This window comes from Aeromicrobium sp. UC242_57 (assembly GCF_044452305.1).
Classification (GTDB): Bacteria; Actinomycetota; Actinomycetes; order Propionibacteriales; family Nocardioidaceae; genus Aeromicrobium.
In genome coordinates this window covers 1112207-1132139 of record NZ_JBIOAM010000003.1, presented here as the reverse complement: position 1 = coordinate 1132139, position 19933 = coordinate 1112207, and the positions used below count along the sequence as shown (strand labels likewise).

The 19933-nt window shown below is 67.8% G+C and carries 19 protein-coding genes and 8 pseudogenes; 12 read left to right on the top strand and 15 right to left on the bottom strand.

The window, feature by feature from the left end; translation table 11 throughout:
* Positions 1-55 precede the first annotated feature (55 nt).
* From ACHMWU_RS17305 to ACHMWU_RS17275, 7 genes and pseudogenes are all read right to left on the bottom strand, one after another.
* Positions 56-424 (bottom strand): ArsR/SmtB family transcription factor, encoded by a 369-nt coding sequence (locus tag ACHMWU_RS17305; protein WP_396045460.1) that lies wholly within the window; start codon positions 422-424, stop codon positions 56-58.
* 144 nt (positions 425-568) lie between these two features.
* Positions 569-1440, bottom strand: a pseudogene (locus ACHMWU_RS17300) (NAD-dependent epimerase/dehydratase family protein).
* Positions 1441-1485: 45 nt separating this feature from the next.
* Complete coding sequence (locus ACHMWU_RS17295; protein WP_396045458.1) at positions 1486-3423, bottom strand: hypothetical protein; 1938 nt, start codon at positions 3421-3423, stop codon at positions 1486-1488.
* Between the two features lie 70 nt (positions 3424-3493).
* Positions 3494-3880 carry a carboxypeptidase-like regulatory domain-containing protein gene (locus tag ACHMWU_RS17290; protein WP_396045456.1) on the bottom strand — a complete coding sequence of 129 codons (387 nt, stop codon included), beginning with the start codon at positions 3878-3880 and terminating at the stop codon, positions 3494-3496.
* Complete coding sequence (locus ACHMWU_RS17285) at positions 3784-5400, bottom strand: hypothetical protein (protein WP_396045454.1); 1617 nt, start codon at positions 5398-5400, stop codon at positions 3784-3786. Before ACHMWU_RS17285 ends, ACHMWU_RS17290 begins: the two co-directional genes overlap by 97 nt.
* Before the next feature lie 43 nt (positions 5401-5443).
* Positions 5444-7306: pseudogene (locus ACHMWU_RS17280) on the bottom strand (ATP-dependent DNA helicase).
* A 127-nt stretch (positions 7307-7433) separates the two neighbouring features.
* Positions 7434-8354 carry a LysR family transcriptional regulator gene (locus tag ACHMWU_RS17275; RefSeq protein ID WP_396045452.1) on the bottom strand — a complete coding sequence of 307 codons (921 nt, stop codon included), beginning with the start codon at positions 8352-8354 and terminating at the stop codon, positions 7434-7436.
* Positions 8355-8446: 92 nt separating this feature from the next.
* Here ACHMWU_RS17275 and ACHMWU_RS17270 point away from each other — a divergent pair, with 92 nt between their 5' ends.
* Positions 8447-9475, top strand: a complete 1029-nt coding sequence (locus tag ACHMWU_RS17270; protein WP_396045450.1) for a TDT family transporter — start codon at positions 8447-8449, stop codon at positions 9473-9475.
* On the opposite strand, the pseudogene hflX reads toward ACHMWU_RS17270, so the two are convergent.
* The 3 genes and pseudogenes from hflX to miaA all read right to left on the bottom strand — a co-directional run bounded on the left by hflX (position 9463) and on the right by miaA (position 12650).
* Positions 9463-10858, bottom strand: a pseudogene (gene hflX, locus ACHMWU_RS17265) (GTPase HflX). The gene ACHMWU_RS17270 and the pseudogene hflX sit on opposite strands and share 13 nt — an antisense overlap.
* Positions 10855-11710, bottom strand: a pseudogene (gene dapF / locus ACHMWU_RS17260) (diaminopimelate epimerase). The pseudogenes hflX and dapF overlap by 4 nt, the downstream one beginning before the upstream one ends.
* 10 nt (positions 11711-11720) lie before the next feature.
* A complete protein-coding gene (miaA, locus tag ACHMWU_RS17255) occupies positions 11721-12650 on the bottom strand; it encodes a tRNA (adenosine(37)-N6)-dimethylallyltransferase MiaA (protein WP_396045448.1) in 930 nt (309 codons plus the stop codon).
* A gap of 76 nt (positions 12651-12726) precedes the next feature.
* Between miaA and ACHMWU_RS17250 the strand changes: the two genes are divergently transcribed.
* Positions 12727-12960, top strand: coding sequence for an antitoxin (locus tag ACHMWU_RS17250; protein WP_396045446.1), 234 nt, complete (start codon positions 12727-12729; stop codon positions 12958-12960).
* A 19-nt stretch (positions 12961-12979) separates the two neighbouring features.
* Here ACHMWU_RS17250 and ACHMWU_RS17245 read toward each other — a convergent pair whose 3' ends face one another.
* From ACHMWU_RS17245 to ACHMWU_RS17225, 5 genes are all read right to left on the bottom strand, one after another.
* The gene (locus ACHMWU_RS17245) at positions 12980-13588 is read right to left on the bottom strand and encodes a hypothetical protein (RefSeq protein WP_396045444.1); all 609 of its coding nucleotides are present in this window, start codon (positions 13586-13588) and stop codon (positions 12980-12982) included.
* A 32-nt stretch (positions 13589-13620) separates the two neighbouring features.
* On the bottom strand, positions 13621-13752 hold the full coding sequence (locus ACHMWU_RS17240; protein WP_396045442.1) for a hypothetical protein: 132 nt from the start codon (positions 13750-13752) through the stop codon (positions 13621-13623).
* Positions 13742-14197, bottom strand: a complete 456-nt coding sequence (locus ACHMWU_RS17235) for an HhH-GPD-type base excision DNA repair protein (protein ID WP_396045440.1) — start codon at positions 14195-14197, stop codon at positions 13742-13744. The genes ACHMWU_RS17240 and ACHMWU_RS17235 overlap by 11 nt, the downstream gene beginning before the upstream one ends.
* A 117-nt stretch (positions 14198-14314) precedes the next feature.
* Positions 14315-14671 (bottom strand): hypothetical protein, encoded by a 357-nt coding sequence (locus ACHMWU_RS17230; protein ID WP_396045438.1) that lies wholly within the window; start codon positions 14669-14671, stop codon positions 14315-14317.
* Complete coding sequence (locus tag ACHMWU_RS17225) at positions 14643-14948, bottom strand: TetR/AcrR family transcriptional regulator (protein WP_396045435.1); 306 nt, start codon at positions 14946-14948, stop codon at positions 14643-14645. Before ACHMWU_RS17225 ends, ACHMWU_RS17230 begins: the two co-directional genes overlap by 29 nt.
* A 73-nt stretch (positions 14949-15021) precedes the next feature.
* Between ACHMWU_RS17225 and ACHMWU_RS17220 the strand changes: the two genes are divergently transcribed.
* From ACHMWU_RS17220 to ACHMWU_RS17175, 10 genes and pseudogenes are all read left to right on the top strand, one after another.
* Positions 15022-15255: a hypothetical protein gene (locus tag ACHMWU_RS17220; protein WP_396045433.1), complete on the top strand. Its 234-nt coding sequence runs from the start codon at positions 15022-15024 to the stop codon at positions 15253-15255.
* Positions 15236-15553: pseudogene (locus ACHMWU_RS17215) on the top strand (MMPL family transporter); the annotation flags it as partial. The gene ACHMWU_RS17220 and the pseudogene ACHMWU_RS17215, both read left to right, overlap by 20 nt.
* A gap of 73 nt (positions 15554-15626) precedes the next feature.
* On the top strand, positions 15627-16082 hold the full coding sequence (locus tag ACHMWU_RS17210) for an MMPL family transporter (protein ID WP_396046858.1): 456 nt from the start codon (positions 15627-15629) through the stop codon (positions 16080-16082).
* Positions 16079-16756 (top strand): MMPL family transporter, encoded by a 678-nt coding sequence (locus tag ACHMWU_RS17205; protein ID WP_396046856.1) that lies wholly within the window; start codon positions 16079-16081, stop codon positions 16754-16756. The genes ACHMWU_RS17210 and ACHMWU_RS17205 overlap by 4 nt, the downstream gene beginning before the upstream one ends.
* Before the next feature lie 23 nt (positions 16757-16779).
* Positions 16780-16833 (top strand): annotated as a pseudogene (locus tag ACHMWU_RS17200) (hypothetical protein); the annotation flags it as partial.
* A 76-nt stretch (positions 16834-16909) separates the two neighbouring features.
* On the top strand, positions 16910-17899 hold the full coding sequence (locus ACHMWU_RS17195) for an ATP-binding cassette domain-containing protein (RefSeq protein ID WP_396045431.1): 990 nt from the start codon (positions 16910-16912) through the stop codon (positions 17897-17899).
* Positions 17899-18435, top strand: a pseudogene (locus ACHMWU_RS17190) (YhgE/Pip domain-containing protein); the annotation flags it as partial. The gene ACHMWU_RS17195 and the pseudogene ACHMWU_RS17190, both read left to right, overlap by 1 nt.
* Positions 18436-18503: 68 nt before the next feature.
* Entirely contained in the window at positions 18504-18737 is a 234-nt protein-coding gene (locus ACHMWU_RS17185; protein ID WP_396046854.1) for a hypothetical protein, read from the top strand.
* Positions 18738-18920: 183 nt separating this feature from the next.
* A complete protein-coding gene (locus tag ACHMWU_RS17180) occupies positions 18921-19226 on the top strand; it encodes a hypothetical protein (RefSeq protein WP_396045429.1) in 306 nt (101 codons plus the stop codon).
* A gap of 57 nt (positions 19227-19283) precedes the next feature.
* A pseudogene (locus tag ACHMWU_RS17175) lies at positions 19284-19928 on the top strand (YhgE/Pip family protein); the annotation flags it as partial.
* Between the last annotated feature and the right edge of the window lie 5 nt (positions 19929-19933).

Below are 19933 nucleotides of genomic sequence, written 5' to 3'. Positions count from 1 at the left end.
AGACGCGCCCTGTCGTGTGCTGCCAGCGGGACGGCTGAGGTGTGGGCGTTTGCGCTCACGACTGCTCCTGGTCGCTACCGATGCCGTAGACCGGGCACAGGGTGACCGCGTCACCTGTCAGAGCCAGGACGCGTTCGGCGGCGGCCAGCAGCTCGAGGGTCGCCTCCGGGTGGGCCAGGGAGTACACGGAGGCCCGCCCCTGCGACCTGACACGCGCGATGCCGCAGTCGACCAAGCAGGCCAAGTGCTTGGACACCGTGGACTGGGCCAGGCCGAGGCGACCCACCAGATCGACGACTCGGTGCTCGTCAGTCAGCAGGTGTTGAACGATGGCCAACCGAGACCGGTCACTGAATCCGTTGAACAAGCACGCTGCACCTGTCAGGGCGGCCACTTCACTAGCATCGCTCGGGTCGGCTGTCATCGTCATATGGCGATGACAGCCGACCTTTCTGCAAGCTCAAGAACAGGCCTGGCTCACGAAGCAGACTGGCGGGCGTTCCAGGCGCTGCTGACCATCTGAGCGACCGAGTGGCGCATCGTCCAGTCGAGATCACGTGACGCGAGCTCACCCGATGCGACGATCCGCGCCGGGTCCCCTGGACGTCGCTCGGTGATCTGCGGCTCGAAGGCGATACCGGTCGCCTCGGCGACCGCATCCATGATCTGGCGCACCGAGACCCCGTCGCCGCTGCCCAGGTTGTAGACCGGTTCTAGCGGGCTGCCAGCCAGTAAGCTTGCGCGCAGCGACGACGTGGGCGTCCGCGAGATCGGCGACATGGACATAGTCACGCACACACGTGCCGTCAGCGGTCGGATAGTCGTCACCGTTGATGCGAGGGGTACGGCCTTCCTGCAGCGCCTCGATGACCAGAGGGAACAAGTTGTGCGGGCTCGTGTCGTACAGATCGGGAACTGCCGAGCCGACGACGTTGAAGTAGCGCAATGACGTGTGGTGCAGCCATGTGCCCGCGCGGTGTCGCGCAGCAGCCACTCGCCGATCAGCTTGCTCTCGCCGTACGGCGACTCGGGCGCCGTGGGGGTCGTCTCGGTGACCAGGTCGACGTCAGGGGTGCCGTAGACGGCCGCACTCGACGAGAACACGATCTTGTCGACGCCTGCCTCGTTCATGGCTCGCAGCAAGCTCACGGTGCCCTGCACGTTCTGCTCGTACGTGTGCAGGGGGCGTTGCACCGACACCCCCGCGTACTTGAACCCAGCCAGGTGGACGACGGCCTCGACCTCGTGCTCGACCATCGCCTTGGCGACGATCGTCGTGTCGAGGATCGTGGTGTCGATCAGCTCGACGTCTGAAGGCACGAAACCACGGTGACCGCTGGAGAAGTCGTCGACGACGACACAGTCGAGGCCGGCCAGCCGGAAGGCCCGGACGACATGGGAGCCGATGTAGCCGGCACCGCCGGTGACGAGAACAGTCATGGCTCCACCCTCTCAGGTGGAGCCACAACGATGGATGCGGAGGTATCAGCCGTTGAAGCGCAGCGTCCCGACGTTGTAGCCCTTGCCGGCCCGAACCGTGACCGACTTGCGGCCGGTGAACTTGCGTCCGATGCCGCGCCACGAGTCGGAGTTGACCGAGATCGTCCACTTGCCCGATGCCAGCCCGGCGATGTAGAACGTCCCGCTGCCGTCGGTGATGTCGGTGCGGATGACCCGCGTACCGGCTGAGGAGGACAAGCGAACCATGATCTCCTTGTTGGTGCGGCCCTTCGTACGTGAGACGCGTCCCTTGACCACGGCACCCTGGCGGTTGGTGCTAGTCGTCTTGGTGATCCGTTGACCTGTTCCGGAGACGCGCACCGTGTTGACGGTGCCAGCGCCGTGCGCCTTGCAGTAGCCGCGGTACATCCAACCGGCGTAGCCGCGCTTGATCTTGTTCTGCGCGTCGGTGGCGGGATTCGGATCAGCCCGACGGGCACGCGCCTCGTTGCCGCTGTTCTTGCCGCCGGACAGGTCCTTCAGCCGCTTGAAGGACTTCCAGCGCTCAGCAGAACGATCGCTGCCCTTGAAGTAGGCCCGGTTGTTGGGGAACTTGCTGGGGTACCAGTCGGAGCAGCCGGTGCGCCGTCCCACCTCGACCCAGTAGTCGCCGGGCGCGACGTTGTTGAACGTCCGCGACTTCGAACCTGCGCTGGCGAAGCCCTCGGCGACGACGCGACTGTCGAGCACACGGGTGCCGGGGATCTTCTCACGCAGCCGGATCCAGCGGTCACCCTGCTGGGTCGGCTTGTACGCCTTGGAGTAGCGGGCCTTGACGGTGACCCGGTTGTCGCTCGACGAGGCGTTCAGCGACTTGACCAAGGGCGCGGTCAAGGTGATCAGGTTGGTCTTCTTGTAGCGGTAGTTCGTGATGTCGTAGCAGCTGCCGTAGCGCGTGTTGGTGCGCCCGTACCAGGCCTGGGTCGAGCCGTTCTTGACGCCGACCATGTAGCGGTTCGACGAGGTCGCGGTCAGTGGCAGGAACTGCACGACGTAACCGCCGGAGCTGTTGGCCTTGGTCTGGCCGAAGATGTTGGCGCAGCGGGTGATGTCGAGCTCGCGCAGGGTCGTCGAGCCGCCGCTGAAGCTGGGCGGTGGCGATGCCACCGTGACCTCGGCGCCAGCAGCTGTTGTGCCGGAGATCTTGCCGTAGGTGAAGTTGGCGTCGAAGTCGCTGAGCCGCGACGCACGGATGACACTGCCGTCGCGCAGGTGGGCACCACCACCGCTGGGCCGGTTGTCGGTGCCGCGCCAGAACCACGACCGACGCACGCCCTGGGCGTCCGTGCCACTGACCCGCAGCCGGTAAGGGCTGCTGGAGGCGTTGTTGGCGCCCAGGCTCACACCGAGCCGAAAGCGGCCGCCGTTGTTCGGGACGTCCTGGCCCTTGACGACCACGACGTTTCCGCCGCGCACCGAGCGCAGCAGGTCGACGCGCACGTCGCTGACCAGGCTTCCGCCGATTCCGGTGACGGTTCCGGTGATGTCCTGGCGGGTCAGCCGCGTCTCGGTGGTCATCGAGTTGTAGTAGTGGGTCGTGCGACGCGGCGAGGTCTCAGCGACCTTCAAGCGGACGTTCTTGACCGACTTGATGTCGCGTCCGGGTGTGGCCGGCGCGTTGTGGGGGTTGTCTGCCGCGTTGGTGTGGATCGACACCGTGACATTGGCCGTCTTGCCCGGCCGGATCGAGTACGAGCGAGCACGGGGTGTGCCGGTGTCGTCCCGGAACGAGATCTTGCCCTTGCACGACTTCTTCTTGTGCGAGCAGCGAACCGGGATCTGACCGGTTCCGCTCGCGCTCAACGCAATACGGGTCGTCTTGACGGACGCGCTGTAGCTGGCAGCTTCTGCCGGCAGCGCTGACAACAGCGACACCACCAGTGCCAGGAGTGCCGCGATGATCGCGGGCGTACGCAGTCTCATGAAGTTCCCCCGAGGACTTTGATGACAAGCAGCCGTCAACATAACAAATCATCAGGGGTCCCGCTGCACGTCACCCCCGGAACTGCAGTGTTCCCACCGAATAACTCTTGCCAGCGGTGACCCGGATCGAGTGACGTCCCTTGAACGCGCGACCGATACCCCGCCACGAGTCGCTGTTGACCGCGACCGACCAGTTGCCGCTCGGCAGACCCGAGACCGTGAACCGTCCTGCTCCGTCGGTCATGGCCGTGCGCAGGACCCGGACGCCGTCGGTCGAGGACAGTCGCACCAGGATCTCCTTGTTGGTGCGCCCACCGGTGCGGGTGACCCGGCCGCTGACCTTCGCGCCCTTCGACGACGTCAACGAGACGCTCTTGGTGTACGACGAACCGGTGTCGCTGACGTTGACCTTGACGTACTTGCCTGCGCCGTTGGCCTTGCAGTGCGAGCGGTACATCCATCCCTTGCTGCCCGACTTGACCTTGTTCTGGGCGTCGGTGGCCGGATTGGGATTGGCGTTGCGTGCGGTCGAGCGGAGGCTCGCCGGAAGATCAGAGAGCTTGCGGAACGCCTTCCAGCGTTCGGCGGTGCGGTCGGCGCCCTTGAAGTAGGCCCGGTTGTTGGGGAACCGGCTGGGGTACCAGTCAGAGCAGCCGGTGCGGCGGCCCAGCCGACCCAGTAGTTGCCAGGCGGGACGTTGCGCAACGTGGCGTCGCCGCTGCTGTTGCCGAGACGCTCGGCCACGACCGGGGCGTCGAGCACCGGAACACCTGGAGCACGTTCGCGCAGTCGGATCCACCGATCGCCCTGCTCGGTCGCGCTGAAGCCGGAGAAGGCGCCCTTGACGGAGATGTCGATGCCGCTGGACGACACGTCGACATCGCGGACCGCCGGGCTGGTGCCGTTGAGCGCGATCAGGTTGCTGGTCGAGTAGGAGTAGCTGCCGACGTCGAAGCAGCTGCCGAACCGCTGCACCGCCGGTCGCCCGTACCAGGCGTCGACTGCACCGCGGCGGGCCGAGACCATGTAGCGACGATCGCCGGCCCGGTAGGGCAGGAAGTCGATGCGGTAGGTGCCACCGACCGACTTGGTCTCGCCGAAGGCGTTGCCGCAGCCGACGTAGTCGAGCTCGCGGGTCACGCTGCGCCCACCGCTGAACGACTTGGGCGGTCCGACCGCCGTGATCGTCGTTCCTGCCGGCGCGGTGCCCCGCAGCGAGGAGTACTGGAAGTCTGCGTTGAAGTCGCTGGCCTTCGTGGCCCGGACGACGCTGGCTTCGCGCAGGTAACGTCCACCGCCGGTCGGCGAGCTGTCGGTGCCGCGCCAGAACCAGGTGCGGCTGATGCCGTCCTGGTCCTTCGCGCTGATCCGCAGGCGGTAGGCGTCCGACGGCGAGTTGTTGGCGCCGAGCCGGACCCTGAAGCGGTAGCGGTCGCCGGTGCCGAGGTCGTTCTGGAACGCGACGACCTGGGTGTTGCCGCCGCGCAGGTACTTCAGCAGCTCGACCCGGATTCCGCTGACCTGGCTTCCGCCGATTCCATCGAGGACGCCGGTGATCTCCTGGCCTGCCAGGGCCGTCTCGGTCGTCACGGTGTAGGTCGTGGTCGCCTTCTTGGGCGAGGTCTCGGTGATGCGCAGCTTCTGCCCCGACTTGTAGCGGTACTGACCGTTCCGGGACGTACCGTTGCGCGGGTTGGCCGAGTCGCCGGTGCGCAGCGCGACAGCGCGGTAGACGGTCTTCTTGCCGGGCACGCTGAACTTGGTCGACTTGGTCGATCCGGCAAATCGGAGCGTTCCCTTGCAGGTGCTCGACGATGTGCAGGAGATCGCGACCTTGCCCTTGCCCGATGACGAGATCGCAATGCTCTTGGACTTCAGGTAGGCCTTGTGACTCGCGGCCTCCGCCGGTGATGCCACCAGCAGACCGGCAACGACTGCCATCAAGGTCGGCACCAACAGGACACCGCGATACTTCATGAATTCCCCAGACGCGTGATGGGCGGACAGCCGCCTCACGATATCAGTCGGTCGATGCTCCGGAGGCCATTGCAGCCGAGTCGAGTCGACGAAGAGCCCCGAGGGCCGTCTCTCGGTCGGTCGTTCGCCACATGTCGGGCAGCGACGCTGCCAGGAACGATCCGTATCTGGCTGTCGCGATGCGCGGATCGAGGATCGCCACGACCCCCTTGTCGGTAGATCGACGGATGAGTCGTCCGGCGCCCTGGGCGAGCAGCAGCGCCGCGTGATTGGCCGCGACGGCCATGAAGCCGTTGCCACCACGCTTCTCGACCAGCCTCTGGCGAGCGCTCATCAACGGGTCGTCCGGCCGCGGGAAGGGGATGCGGTCGATGATGACGAGCCGGCACGTGTCGCCCGGCAGGTCGACCCCCTGCCACAGGCTCAACGTGCCGAACAGGCAGGTGCTGGGCGTCTCGGCGAACCGGCGGGCGAGCCGGCAGCTGCGCATCGCCCTGGCACCAGATGTCGATGTCGGGCAGCCGCTCGCGCACCTCTTCGGCAGCCTTCTCGGCGCCGCGGCGTGACGAGAACAGGCCGAGGGTGCGTCCGCCGGCGGCTTCGATTAGGGCGGTGATCTCGGCGACTGCGCCTCTTCGAGACCGTCGCGACCTGGCGCAGGCAGGCTTCGCGCGACGTAGAGCATGCCTTGCCGCTGGTAGTCGAAGGGCGAGCCGACGTCGAGCGAGCTCCACGGCGGGTCGTTGTCCCAGAGCCCGAGCGACCGCGCGACGGGATCGAAGCCCCCGCCGAGCTTGAGTGTCGCGCTGGTCAGGACGACGGTCTTGCTGCCGAAGAGCTTGTCGCGCAGCGCCGCCGAGACGTCGATCGGCGCGATGTGCAGCTGCTTGTTGCCGCGCAGGTCGCTCAGCCAGAGCACCTCGGTCTCGGCCTTGGCAGCCATCCGTTCGGCGATCTTGCGGACCTCGTCGACCATGCCCTTGGCCTGCAGCCGGGCGGCATCGGGTTCGCCCTTCTCCTTGTCCTTCGGAAAGGCCGACAAGCAGTTGCGGGCGGTGTCGCGGACGAAGGCCAAGACTTCTTGCAAGGGCTGACCAGGATCGTCGATGCGGCCCTCGTCGGTGCGGGCCAGCACGTCGGCGAGGTTGTCGGAGGCATCGGACAGGTCGTCGGCCTCTGCGCCGTCGACGTGGGCGCGGGCGCGTCGGGCAGCGCGTTCGACGATGACCGGGTCGAGCTCGTCGGTCGATGCCTGGGTGACCCGCGCGGCGAGCCGTGGGCCTCGTCGACGATGACGGCGTCGTACTCGGGCAGCATCGGCACGCCGTCGATCGCGTCGATCGCCAGGAGGGCGTGGTTGGTCACCACGACCTGTGCGGTCTGCGCGTCCTCGCGGGCGAAGCTCGGCGAAGCACTCGAGCGCGTGCGCGCATCGCGAGGCACCGAGGCATTCTCGGTGGTTGACGCTGACCTGTCGCCAGGCGCGCTCGTTGTGCGCGGGTGCGGAGTCGCGGTCGCCGATGTGTCCCGCAGCGGCCTGCTCCTCGGCCCATTCGCGCAGCTCGACGACCTCGGCGCCCAGCGAGCCTTCGGGAACATCAATCAACGTGCCCTGGTCGTCGGGCGCGCCCTCGCGCACCCGGTGCAGGCACGCGTAGTTGCCGCGTCCCTTGACGACTGCGTGGTGCGGCACCTTGTCGAGCGTGACCTTGGCGGCCGCCTTGAGCGCCGGGATGTCGCGCTCGACCAGCTGGTGCTGCAGGTTCAGGGTCGCGGTCGCGACCACGACCCGTTTGCCGTGCAGCAGGCTCGGCACCAGGTAGCCGAGCGACTTCCCGGTGCCGGTTCCGGCCTGGACGAGGAGGTGCTCACCGGTGTCGAGGGCACGCTTGACTGCCTCGGCCATCTCGATCTGACCTGGCCGATCAGCACCGCCGACCGCCTCGACCGCAGCATGGAGGACGTCGCGGATGTCAGGCACATCTCGAAGGTTATCTGGGCGGTGCGCAGGTCGTGCGGGGGCCGTCCACAGGTCACTGGCTCGCCAGCCCCAGCAGCTCGCGCACCGGGCCGGACGGCGGGGTGTCACTGCCAGCCCACACGGCCCGGAACGTGCGTTGCAGGTCGAGCCCCGTCGTCGGGACGACGACCAGGTGCCCGGCAGCGACGTCGTTCTCGACGACCAAGGAGCTGAGGAATGCTGGCGCTCCCCCGGCCCGCACCGATGCCCGCACCGCGGTCGAGGTGGTCAGCTCGACGGCCGGCGCGGCCATGGTCAGCCCGTGCGTGGCGAGTGCCCGTTCGAGCACCTCGCGCGTTCCCGAGCCGACCTCGCGGCTGGTCAGTGAGAGGTCCGCGACCTGGAGCGGCGTCAGCGCAGTTCGCTGCGACGACAAGGGCATCCCGGCCGCCACGACGAGCAACAAGCCATCAGAGCTCAGCGCCCGGCTGCCCAGCTCGTCGGGCACGTCGGTGCCTTCGACGAAGCCGAGGTCGGCTGAGCCGTCCGTCACGGCCGCGATGACATGACGACTGTTGGCGGCCTGCAGGCTGACCGCGGTGGGCTCGACCCCTTCACGCGTCTGGCGTTCTGGCAGCTGGACCAGCCACCGTGGCACGAGGTGCTCGGCCACCGTCATGCTGGCCGCGACCTGCAGCTCCCGCCGGCGGTCGGTGCGCAGCGAGGCGATGGCACCGTCGACCTCGTTCGCGACGTCGAGCAGCCGTGACGCCCACTCGACCAGCACGGTCCCGGATGCGGTCAGGGTCGAACCGCGGGCACTGCGATGCAGGACCGTGAAGCCGACCTGGGCCTCGACACCACGCAGCCGCTCGGAGGCGGCCTGCTGGGTCATGCCCTGCGCCCGCGCGGCAGCACCGATGCTGCCGAACCGTGCGACGTCGACCAGCAACGACAAGGCTGTCAGGTCGGGCAGGTGGGGACTGAGGGGCATCGCCCCAGGCTACGCCAGTCACAGGCACTGCCTGTGGACCCACAGGAACGGGGGTTCTACCGACGGCCTTCCAGACCGACGAAGGTGGAGACATGACCGCCGTTCTGATCCCCGCGTCCACGTCTGTGGCGACCCGGCGGCCCCTCCTGGGACCAAACTGGTTCGCCTCGGTCATGGGTACCGGGATCGTGGCGACCGCCGCCGTCACGTTGCCGATCCACCTTCCCGGCGGCGCTGAGCTCGCGGTCGCGTTCTGGCTCCTCGCGTGCGGGCTCCTGGTGGCGCTGGTAGTTGTCACGGCCCGTCAGTGGCTCGTGCGCCCAGAGGAAGCGCGGGCCCACCTGAGCGATCCCGTCCTGGCGCACTTCTACGGCGCGCCGGCGATGGCCCTCATGACGGTCGGCGCCGGAGCCCTGCTGGTTGGCCGCCCGCTCATCGGCACGCCCGCTGCTGCCGCGGTCGGACTGACCCTGTGGGTCATCGGCACGTCGATCGGCCTGTGGACGACGCTCACGATCCCCCGCCGGCTGCGAGACACCTATCGCGGTACCGCGTTCGGCGGCTGGCTCATGCCAGTCGTGCCACCCATGGTCAGCGCCGCCACGGGCGCCGTCGTCGCACCGCACCTGCCTGCTGACCTCCGCCCTGCGATGACGGCGACGTGCTGGACCCTGTTCGTCGTCGCCCTGCTCGCAAGCCTCCCGCTGATCATCCTGATCGTCCGCCGAGTCTTCGCAGGCCAGCTCGGCCCCGCAGCGACGGTCCCGACGCTGTTCATCGTCGTCGGTCCGCTCGGCCAGTCGGTCACCGCGGCGCATGCCCTGGCGCCCGACAGCAGACTCGCGATGGTCTACGGCCTCCCCGTGCTGGCGCTCGCGGCCGTCTGGCTGGTGGTCGCGACGGCACTGACCGTGCGCACGACCCGCACGGGTCTCCCGTTCGCGATGACCTGGTGGTCGTTCACCTTCCCGATCGGCACCGTGGTCACCGGTGCGTCAGGGCTGGCCGAGGCAACCGGGAGCATCGTGCTCCGCGACCTCGCCGTCGCGCTGTTCGTGGTGCTGCTGGCAGCGTGGGTCACCGTCGCCGTGCGGACCCTGCGCAGCCTTCAGACCGCGTAGGGCTCGAGCTCGGCAGCCAGCGCTCCGTGCACCCGCGCCACGACGTGCGTGCCATCCGCCTCGTGGTCGAGGGAGTCGATCTCGCCCTGGGTGTGGATCTGGTTGAGCAGATCACCGCGCGAGTACGGCAGCAGCACGTCGACCTGGCTCGACGGTTGCGGCAGATCGGCCTCGATCGCGCTGAGCAGCTCGTCGATGCCCTCGCCCGTGCGCGCACTGACCACGATCGCGTGCGGCTCCCGCGACAACAGCTGCTGCAGGACGATCGGATCGGCGGCATCGGCCTTGTTGATCACGATGATCTCGGGAACCTCGGTCGCGTCGACGTCGGCGAAGACCTCACGTACAGCAGCGATCTGCCCCTCGGGATCAGGGTGCGAACCGTCGACGACGTGCAGGATCAGATCGGACTCGGCGACCTCTTCCAGCGTCGAGCGGAAGGCCTCGACGAGCTGGTGGGGCAGATTGCGGACGAAGCCGACCGTGTCGGACATCGTGAAGACGCGACCGTCGGCGGTCTGGGTGCGGCGAGTCGTCGGATCGAGGGTCGCGAACAGCGCGTCCTCGACCAGAACGCCGGCGTCGGTCAGCCGGTTCAGCAGGCTCGACTTGCCGGCGTTGGTGTAGCCCGCGATCGCGACCGACGGGATGTCGTGGCGCTTGCGGTTGGCCTTCTTGGTCTCGCGCGCCTTGCCCAGCTCGGCGAGCTCACGGCGCAGCTTGGTCATCTTCATCTGGATGCGACGACGGTCGGTCTCGAGCTTGGTCTCGCCGGGTCCGCGTCCACCGATGCCCTCGCCGCCGGCCGCCTGACCACCGGCCTGGCGGGACAGGTTTCCACCCCATCCGCGCAGACGCTGCGTCTGGTACTTGAGCTGGGCGAGCTCGACCTGAGCCTTGCCCTCCTTGGACTTGGCGTGCTGCGCGAAGATGTCGAGGATCAGGGCCGTGCGGTCGACGACCTTGACCTTGCAACGGTCCTCGAGGTTGCGCAGCTGGCTGGGCGCCAGTGCACCGTCGCAGATGACCGTGTCGGCGCCGGTCGCCTCGACCGAGGCACGAAGGTCTTCGACCTTGCCCGAGCCGATGAACGTCGCCGGATCAGGTTTCTGCCGACGTTGGATCATGGCGTCCAGCACCTCGGAGCCGGCCGTCTCGGCCAAGCTTCAGCTCGGCGAGTGAGTTCTCGGCGTCCTCGACCGTGCCTTCTGTCCAGACTCCCACCAGCACGACGCGTTCGAGGCGCAGCTGCCGGTACTCGACCTCGGTGATGTCCTCGAGCTCGGTGCGGAGGTTGACGATGCGGCGCAGTGAGTTGCGCTCCTCCAGCTCGAGGCCGTCGGTGCCCGTCTCGTTCGCTGGGCCTGTCGAAGTGTCGGTCATGCAATCCCGTCTTGTGTCAGCCATGTCATGGTGCCGCGCGCGACGATGTCGGCCGGCCCCGTCAAGATCATGTGGTCATCGGCCTGCCAGGTGACGTGGACGGTGCCGCCTGGCACGTCGACGCGATAGGTCGTGGGTCTGGTTGCGCCGTCAGCCGTCGCCGCAGCGACGGCCACCGCACAGGCGCCGGTCCCGCACGAGCGGGTCTCTCCGGAGCCGCGTTCGTGCACCCGCATGGCGACGTGCTGGTCACCCTCGCGGACGACGAACTCGATGTTGACTCCCTGCGGGTACACCGACTGGTCGAACTCCGGCTGCTCCAGCAACGTGCCGGCGTCGGTGAGGCGTTCGACGAAGGTCACGGCGTGGGGATTGCCGGTGCGGACGTCCTGCGCCTCCCACGTGCGTCCGTCGACGCCGATCTTGGAAGCTCCCCTGCACCTGCGGCGTGCCCATGTCGACGCTGATCAGCGCCTGCTCTTCTGAGCCTGTCGAAGGGGCCAGCGTGATGGTCTTGTCGCCGTCACGTGTGCCGACCACGAAAGAGGTCGACGGGTCGACCAGGCCTTCCTGGACCAGGTGACGGGCGAGCACGCGCATGCCGTTGCCGCACATCTCGCTGACCGAGCCGTCGGCGTTGCGGTAGTCCATGAACCACTCGCCGTCGGACGGCAGGCCGAGCGCCGATGACCGGATGACACGGATGACGCCGTCGGCACCGATGCCACGTCGGCGGTCGCAGAGGGCGGCCACGAAGGCACCGTCCAGGTCGCCGTGGATCGTGCCGTCATGGTCTGGGAGCAGCACGAAGTCGTTCTCGGTGCCGTGCCCCTTGAGCCATGGGAAAGTCATGAGCTCCAGTCTACTGCGTGCCACCGTGGCCGCTGACGATCGCGAGCGCCCGATCGATCAGATCGTCGGCGTCGTATGGCAGCCAGTGGACGCGCGGGTCCTTGTGGAACAGCCGGTCTTGCCGTCGCGCGAACTTGCGGGTCGCGGTGACCGTCGCCTCGCGCGCTTCGTCCTCGCTCAGCTCACCGCGGAACATCGCCAGGATCTGTTGGTAGCCGATGGCCCGTGACGCCGTCAGGCTGTCCTCGATGCCGTGCGGCAGCAGCGAGCGCACCTCGTCGACGAAGCCGTCGGCCCACATCTGGTCGACGCGAGCCGTCAGGCGGGCATCGAGCACGTCGCGCGGCACGTCCAGCCCCAGCATCACCAGGCCGTCGTAGATCGAGTCGTGACCGGGCATCGTGGCGGTGAAGGGCTGGCCGGTCAGCTCGATGACCTCGAGCGCCCGCACGATGCGGCGATCGTTGGTCGGCAAGATCTGTGCGGCGGCGGCCGGGTCGCGCGCGGCCAGCTCGGCGTGCATCGCCTCGGCTCCGCGCGTGGCCAGCTCGGTCGCCCACCGTTGACGGACTGCCGGGTCGGTGCCCGGGAAGTCGAGACGGTCGACGACGGCCCGGACGTACAACGACGAGCCACCGACCATCACCGGAGTGGTCCCGCGGCTGGCGCAGTCGTTGATCGCCTCACGAGCCCAGCGTTGGAAGTCGGCGACGCTGGCCGTCTCGGTGACGTCGAGGACGTCGAACAGGTGGTGGACGATGCCGTGCCGCTCAGCCTCCGTCGGCTTGGCGGTTCCGATGTCCATGCCCCGGTACAGCTGCATCGAGTCGGCGTTGATGACCTCGCCGGCATCAAAGGCGGACGCAATCTGGACGCTCAAGGATGACTTGCCCGAGGCCGTGGGACCGACGACGGCCACCATGCGATCAGCTGAGGACATACGCCGAATTCTCGCAGTACTGTGATTTCCACACGGGGGCGGTGGCGCCCACTCCTCTTAGAAGAAGGATCAGATCATGGGTTTCCTCGACAAGCTGAAGAAGAAGGCTCCTGAGCTCAAGGAGAAGGCTGCCGACCTCGCGGCGAGCCAGAACGACAAGATCGACAAGGGCATCGACAAGGCCGCCGATCTGGCCAACAAGGCCACCAAGGGCAAGTACGACGAGAAGATCGACGGCGCGGCCGGCAAGGCCAAGGAAGGCGTCGACAAGTTCGCGCAGTCCGACGACAACCCCGACAAGCCGGCCTAGTCCCGTCCAGGGACCACTCCTAGGACAGCACCCAGTCGGCCACGATGTAGCCGACGCCGAGGGGCGCCGCGTCGTAGCGCAGCTGCGCGACGATGTCGGCGCCCTTCGCCAGCTGTCCGAGAGACCGCAGAGGCTCGACCCCAGCAGCCATGAGCTCCTCGCCGAGTGCCGAGTCGAGCGAGGCCAGGCGTTCGGCATCGCCAGCTGCGAGTGCTGCCGAGATCGCCGCGTCGAAGGACTCGGCCCGCTCGTCCAGGAAGCCGGGAGCCTGCAGCGAACGTCTGGCGCTGACGTCGGCCATCACCAGCAGGGCTGTGCGACCGTCGACCGACGGCGCACCGGTCGAGTACGTCCGCGGCCCCGTCCACCCTGCTCGGTCGAGCAACCAGGCACCGATCGTCAGGCTGAGCGGCAGCTGGTGGTCTGTCCCGCCGGCGTGGACGTCGACCCCGTAGGCGGCCAGCGTCCCTCCAGCGGAGTCGTCGAGGTCTTCGGCCAGGCGGCCTGAGCCGATCACGACGATCCGGTCAGGACCCTCGGCCATCAGTGTCTGGACGGCTTCGTCGCAGGCCTGCCGCAGGTCGCCGAGCTCCTGCGACGTGCCGGGGGCGATCTGGGGAACCAGCACGGGCGGATGCGGGCACACGGCCGCTGCGACGATCACGCTGGAAGGTTACCTGCCTTCGCCGCTTCCTTCTGCTCCTTCTTGTACGCCCGCACCTTCGCCAACGAATCAGCATCGACGACATCGGCGACCGAGCGGTAGCCCATGCGCGCGTAGTCACCGGCCACGGTCGTCCAGCCGCGCGGCTTCACGTCGAGCTTGCTTGGCTACCAGGGCGGTGAAGATCTTGGCCTTCTGCTCACCGAATCCGGGCAGTGCGGTCAGCCGCTTCATGAGCGCCTCGCCTGACTTCGCCTCGGTCCAGATGCGGGACGCATCACCGTCGTAGTCGTCGACCACGATGCGGGCCAGCGCTTGCAGACGTCCGGCCATCGACCTGCCGTAGCGGTGGATGGCTGGCGGTGTCGCGCACAGGTCGGCGAACGACTCGGGGTCGGCGTCTGCGATCGCGGCAGGATCGAGCGTGCCGAACCGGTCGAGCACCTTCGCCGGGCCCGCGAACGCACGTTCCATCGGGAACTGCTGGTCGAGCAGCATCCCGGCAAGCAGCGCGAACGAGCTGTCGGACAAGACCTGATCGGCGTGCGGATCCTGAGCAATCTGGATGGCCATGCCTCCATCATGCCGCCACACCAGCACCCACCGCTCAGGATGTCGGCGGTTCTGGGTCGTCCCGGGTCAGCCATCGACGTAAAACCGCCGACATCCGGGGCTGGACGACGGACGTCGTCAGGTTGCGGGTTCGGTGACCTTTTCAAGCAGCTTCGGCAGGGCTTCCTGAAGGAGGCTCTCGTCGAGCGCGCGGCCTTCGACGAAGGCTTCGCGCAGGGCCAGCTGGCTGCCGGTCAGGATCGTCGCTGCGTGGCTCACCGCGATGGTCAGCCGCAGACCCAATGCCTCGAGCACCGACTCGATGAACGCCTCGAAGTCGGTCCGCACCTGCGCCAGGACGCCGGCAAAAGCCCGGCCCATGGCCTCGTCACGCACGACGAGCACCTGGAACTCGGCATGCAGCAGGTACCACTCCCGTTCGGGCGGGTTGAGCAGCAGGAACCGATCAACGATGATCCTGATCGCCGCGAGCACGTCCTTGCCTTCGTACGAGACTGGATCGGCCGCCGCATGGAGCGTCGCCAGCATCGTCTCGTGCTCCCGGTTGAACAAGGCGAGCACCAGATCGTCCTTGGTCGTGAAGTTGGAGTAGAAACGCTCCGCGGGTGAATCCTGCCTCGTCACAGATGTGCTCGACCGATGCGCCCTGGATGCCATCGCGCGCCAGGACGATGCGCGCCGCGTCGAGCAGCCGCTCGCGGGTTGCCGCACGTCGCCTCACCGGCCGCTGGCCGCTGGTTACCTCGGTCATGTCCCTCCTTCTGTGACGCACACAGCGTACTCGATACATTGACGTATTGGATACACAATCGTATCGTCAAAGGGTGTCGACCTCTCTTTACTCCCTCGGCCGTTGGGCTTTCCGTCATCCGCGCCGCGTTCTCGGCGCCTGGGTCGCGGTGCTCCTCGTCGCCGGCGTTGCAGCTCTCGGCATCGGCGGGAGCACCGAGAACTCCTTCGAGATCCCCGGAACCGAGTCGCAGGCTGCCATCGACTCGCTCGGGCGTACCTTCCCCGCTGAGCGGCGCCGGCGCCTTCTTGGTCATCGTCGCCCCTGACGGCGGTTCGGTCGACGACTGGCAGACCAAGCAAGCCGTCGCCGATGCGATCACCGACATGAAGAAGGTCGACGGCGTGACCCAGGTCGTGTCGCCGTACGACAAGCTGTCATCCATCGGCGTGTCCGAGGACGGCACGGCGGCGCAGGTGCAGGTGCAGTTCGACCGCGACCTGACAGCGGTCACCGCGAACGATCGCGATCAGCTGGTCGCCTCTGGTGACGCCCTGAAGGCTGCCGGCTACACCATCGCCTTCGGCGGCGACGTGTTCACCAACACCGGCCCACAGCTGTCGATCACCGAGGTCATCGGCGTCGTCGTCGCGTTCATCGTGCTGTACCTGATGTTTCGGTCCCCTGCGGGCCGCCGTCATGCCGATCGTCACAGCCTTGCTCGGGGTGCTGGTGACGACCGCGCTGACGATCGCGGCGACCGGTTTCATGACGATCTCGGCGACCGCTCCCCTGTTGGCGCTGATGATCGGCTTGGCCGTCGGCATCGACTACGCACTGTTCATCGTCTCGCGCCACCGCGAACAACTCGCCGACGGGCTCGATCCCGAAGAGGCCGCAGCCCGCTCCGTCGCGACGGCCGGATCGGCGGTCGTCTTCGCCGGCGTCACCGTCGTCATCGCACTGCTCGGCCTGGCCATTGCCCGCATCCCGTTCCTGACCGTGATGGGAGCGGTCGCGGCGCTGTCGGTCGTGATCGCCGTCGCGGTAGCGCTGACCGTCATCCCCGCCCTGCTCGGCCGCGCGGGCACCAGCTCACACCCGACGCCGCGCACCCGTCCGGCGGCTTCTCGCGGCGTTGGGTCACCGGCGTGACCCGCTTCCCGATCATGGCCATCGTCATCGTGGTGGTGGGCCTGGCCGTCATGGCGATCCCCGCCAAGGACCTGCGTCTGGCGCTGCCCGACAACGGCTCGGCCCCGGCCGGCAGCACCCAACGCGTCGCCTACGACCTCGTCGCCGAGCACTTCGGTCCCGGCTACAACGCGCCACTGCTGGTCAGCATCGACATCATCTCCACGACTGATCCAGTCGGAGTCGTCGACGACATCGCAGCAGATCTGCGCACCATGAAGGGAGTCGAGGCGATCGGTCTGGCCACGCCCAACCGCACCGCCGACACCGGCGTCGTCCAGGTGATCCCGACGACTGCAGGCACCGACGCACAGACTGCCGACCTGGTCCGGGAGATCCGCGACCGCGCCCCGGCCTGGAAGTCGCAGCACGGGGTCGACGTCGCCGTCACCGGTCTGACCGCAGGCGGCATCGATGTCTCCGACCGGTTGCAGGAGGCCCTGCTCCCGTTCGGCATCGTCGTGGTCGGACTCTCGGTGCTGCTGCTGATGATCGTGTTCCGATCGATCGTCGTGCCGGTCAAGGCCACGCTGGGCTTCCTGCTGTCGACCGGCGCCTCGTTCGGCGCGGTCGTGGCGGTGTTCCAGTGGGGCTGGCTCGAGGACTCGTGCACCTCGACCAGACCGGCCCATTGATCAGCTTCCTGCCGATCATCTTGATGGCGGTGCTGTTCGGGCTGTCGATGGACTACGAGGTCTTCCTGATGTCGCGGATGAAGGAGGAGTACGTCCGCACCGGCGACCCGCACCGCGCCGTCGTCGACGGTTTCGTCGGCAGCCGCACGGGTCGTGACCGCTGCCGCCGTCATCATGCTGGCGGTCTTCGCAGCCTTCGTGCCCGAAGGCGACCCCAACATCAAGCCGATCGCCTTCGCCCTCGCGATCGGGGTCTTCGCCGACGCGTTCTTGGTGCGGATGCTGTTCGCGCCAGCCGTCCTGCAGCTGTTCGGACGCCGTTCATGGGTGCTGCCCCAGGCCCTCGGCTCACGGCTGCCCCACGTCGATGTCGAGGGCGAGGCACTGCACCGCCGGGTCGAGCTGCAGACATGGCCACGACCTGACTCGACGGCTGCGATCACCGCCGCCGGTCTGACCACGGGTGGCCCCGAAGGACCGATCTTCAACGACGTCACCTTCGAGGTCGAGGCTGGCGACTGGCTCGTCGTCCACGGCCCGAGCGGCTCAGGCAAGACCGCACTGCTGCTGACCGTCGCGGGCCGGATGGCCTATGACGACGGTCGCCTGCGCGTCAACGGGTTCTTGCTGCCCCAAGAGACGTCGGCGGTGCGGCGATCGGTCGCGCTGGCGGAGTTCCGTGGGATCAACGACCTCGAGGACAACCTGACGATCGACCAGCACATCGCCGAACGTCTCTCGATCCGATCGTTCGGGCTGTGGGTCAGCCGCAAGCGCATCGGGCCGGTCCGCGACGCTTTCGAGCACGCGCTGGTCAACGCCCACGACGACGCTGGCCTGCCCTACACCCCCTTCGACGGATCTACGCTGGTGTCTTCGCTGCCGCGGCTCGAACGCAAGCTGCTCGGCGTCGTCCTGGCCTTGACCGACGACCCCCGCCTGCTGGTCGTCGACGACATCGACGACCTGCGGGCCAGCGAGCACATCGACCTGTTGTGGTCGGCGCTGACCTACCTGCTCGAAGACCGCGACGTGACCCTGCTCGCGAGCGTCCAGTCGTCGTCCTCCGCACCCCCACCGTCCAGCCGGCTCCACCTGCTGCACCTGGACACCGCCCGCACCCTCGACGAGCTGATGCACTGATGATCCCTTCTCCCGCTCTCCCCTGGTTCGAGCTCGCGCGCTTCAAGCGCAGCCGACTGACCCGCGCAGCGATCGTCGCCGTCCTGATGGTGCCGTTGTTCTACGGCGCGATGTACACCTGGGCCAACCTCAATCCCACCGGCAACCTCGACAAGGTCGACGCAGCCGTCGTCAACCACGACCAGCCCATCGAGGTGACCGGACGAGACGGCACGAAGCAACCCGTCGCGGTCGGTCGTCAGCTCGCCGGCAACCTGGTCAGCAGCACCGACTCCAGCAACTACAACTGGATCCTGACCGATGCGGCAGATGCGCAGCGCGGCCTGGCCGATGGCACCTACAAGGCCGTCCTGACCATCCCCGAGAACTTGTCCAAGGCCGCCACGTCGACCAGTGGTGATCCGGTCGACGCCATCCAGGGCAAGCTCGACCTGCAGACCGATGATGCGGTCAACTACATCAACGGGACGATCGCGCAGACGATCCTGCACGCGGCGAAGAATGCTCTGAACGCCCAGGTCACCGAGACCTATCTCGACAACGTCTACCTCAGCTTCTCCGACATCAACTCGCTCTCGACGACGCGGCCAAGGGCGCCGCCAAGCTGGGCGATGGCGCCGACGCGCTCGCGGGAGGTGCCGGCGAGCTGTCGGACGGTGCTGCGACGTTGGCCGACGGCACCCGGAAGCTGGCCACCGGAGCGAAGCAGCTCGATGACGGGGCGCAGAAGCTTGTCTGGCGGCCTCGACCAGCTGGACGACAAGACCAGGCCCTTGGCCGGTCAGTCGCAACAGCCGCCGACGGTTCACGCCAGGTGGCCGACGGCACCAGAAGCTGACTCGACGGTGCAGGACATCAGCTCGGCGATCCTCGGCGCGACGGCAGACGCCGACCGCGACATCACTGCCTTGACCCGGGACCTCGAAAACTCGCGCAGAGCTGTGAGGACGACCCGCCTGCCGGCTTCGACTGCAACCTGCTGCGGCAGGCCGCAGAGGGCTCAGGCGATCTCAAGGGCTTCGTGAGCGACGTCCGCGGTCAGACCAACGAGTTCAGCAGCGGAACGCAGAAGCTGGCCGATGGCGCCGAGAAGGTCGCCGATGGCAACGCCCAGCTCGCCGATGGCGTCCCGACTCTCGTGAAGGCGATCGGCGATGCCGCAGGCGGTGCGCAGAAGCTCGCCGGTGCGACAGGTCAGCTCAGCGACGGAGCCGCGCAGGCCGCCGGCGGTGCCGACCGTCTCGCCGATGGCAGCACGAAGCCGTCGACGGCGCCGAGCAGCTCTCTGCCGGGGCGCTCAGCTCACCAACGGGTTGCGGGACGGTAGCGGCCAGGTACCGGACTACGACAAGTCCGAGCGCGAGAAGCCGCCACCACCGCGGCGACCCCGATCCAGGATGCGGCCGAACGGGTGCACCCGGTCAAGAACTACGGCGCGGCCCTCGCCCCCTACTTCATCTCCTTGGCCCTGTGGGTCGGCGCGATGGCGATCTACCTGCTGCTGCGCCCCCTGTCGGCCCGGGCGATCGCATCGACGACCGGAAGCGTGCGAACCGCCCTGGCGGGCTACCTCCCCGGACTGGCGATCGCGTTCACGCAGGTCGGGCTGCTGCTCCTGGTCATCGAGGGGATCGTCGGAGTTGAACCCGCCAGCCGCTGGCTCATGATCGGGGTCTGCCTGATGACTGCGGCGGTGTTCACGGCGGTCAACCAGATGTTCGTGGCGTTGTTCGGGGGTGCCGGACGCTTCGCGGCGCTGGTGTTCGTCAGCCTGCAGCTCACCGCCGCCGGTGGCACCTATCCGATCGAGACCGCTCCCCCGTTCTTCGGCGTGATCCACGACCTGCTGCCCATGACGTACGCCGTCCACGGCATGCGCGCGGCCCTGGCGGGCGGAACCGACGGGATCGTCCGCGACTTCGTCGTGCTCGCGCTGTTCACCCTTCTGGCACTGTCCATCACGGTGCTCGCCGCACGACGCCAGCAGACCGTCACGATGAAGCGGCTGCACCCGACGTTGGTGGTCTGAGCCCC